Raw genomic sequence first — 1,505 nt, 5'->3', positions numbered from 1 at the left:
CAGCATGCGCGGGGCGGCCGTTTGAAAGACCTGATCCGCCACGTGCTGGTCCATGAAATCGGCCACCATTTCGGCCTGTCCGACGACGATATGGAGCGCATCGAAAACACGCCGGATTAAAAAGGTGAGACCTCGCAGCCGAAAGGTGGGTGCGGCTGGGGTCCCTGTATGTTGCCGACTCGGTGAGCCGCTGGCCTCATCCGGCGCGGGCGCAGCCCGTTGGGTCCCAGGTCGACAAGCCGTGATCCGGCAAGGGCGCGCCCGCCAGTCAGCGTTTCCGAACAGTCGCTAGGGCCGGTGCGCTGGTCGCTCGAGCCCGGATACAGGAGCGGAGCTATGACGCACAGCTGTGCGGCCGGCGTGGATGTCGGCCGCGACTACTTTGATGTGGGGGTTGCGCCTTCGGGTCGGGTGTTTCGCGCGCCCAATGCCTCCAAGGGCGTCGAGGTCGTGATCGGGCGCCTGAAGCGCCAAGGGGTTCGACGCGTGGTGCTCGAGTCGATTGGCGGCTATGCGGCGCGCCTCGTGCGGGCCCTGGCCGAAGCCGGCTTCGAGGTGGGAGTGATTGACCCCAAGCGGATCCGGGCCCTGCGCATCGCCGAAGGCAAACGGGCCAAGACAGATAGGCTGGACGCCAAGCTGATCGCACGCTTCGCTCTGATGATGCAGGACGCCGCCCGCGCCATCCCCAGCCCGCAGGGCTTCGAGATCCGCAGCCTCTCCACCCGCCGTCGCCAGCTGGTGGAGATGATCGCGATGGAGAAGGTCAGGCTCAAGCAGACCCTCGATGAGCCCGTGGCCGAAAGCTGCCGAATGATGATTCGGCTGCTCGGCGAGGAGCGGGCTCGCATCGAAGCCCAGCTCCACACCGCCTTGATGGCCCAACCCGCTGGCCAGCAGCGCTCCGATCTGCTGCAGTCGATCCCCGGCATCGGACCGGCGATCAGTGCGACCCTTCTGGCCGATCTGCCGGAGCTGGGCCAACTCGACCGCAAAGCCGTTGCCAGCCTGGCCGGTCTGGCGCCGCACCCCAATCAGAGCGGAACTCGAAACGGGCCTGCACACATCGCCGGCGGACGGCCCTGCGTTCGAGCCGCCCTCTACATGGCCGCCGTCAGCGCCGCTCGCTCCGACAAAGGCTTCAAGGCCGAGTACCAGGCGCTCCGCGCCGCTGGAAAACCCGCCAAAGTCGCCTTCGTGGCAATTGCTCGTAGGCTCGTCGTCGCGGCGAACGCCATCCTCAAGAGCGGCAAACCATGGGAACTTCCCGCTCACCGTTGACACCCAACACAGTCGCCGGATCTCCGCGCTCTACGAGCACTGCGTCCGGGATGACGGATTTTGGGTGGGGCTCGCCCGTAGCCGGATACCGGTAAGGGCTTGTGAGTACACGACCTATCGCAGCGGGGATGCGGAATCGGACAGCAGCAGCGCGCGCCACTGCTTGGCGAGATCGCGCCTTCGGCGGGGAAAGCGGTCCGGCAGCAGCTCTGCATGCTCGAACC

2 protein-coding genes are annotated in these 1,505 nt (G+C 66.5%); both read left to right on the top strand.

The annotated features are described in order from the left end of the window. The coding region (locus VGI62_RS21540) for a metallopeptidase family protein (protein WP_331506644.1) at positions 1–120 on the top strand (120 nt) is incomplete at its 5' end. A gap of 216 nt (positions 121–336) precedes the next feature. Continuing rightward, entirely contained in the window at positions 337–1,281 is a 945-nt protein-coding gene (locus tag VGI62_RS21535) for an IS110 family transposase (protein ID WP_331506643.1), read from the top strand. Positions 1,282–1,505 lie beyond the last annotated feature (224 nt).

It is taken from the genome of Phenylobacterium sp. (genome assembly GCF_036495085.1).
GTDB lineage: Bacteria > Pseudomonadota > Alphaproteobacteria > Caulobacterales > Caulobacteraceae > Phenylobacterium.
This window is presented reverse-complemented; position numbering and strand designations above follow the sequence as displayed.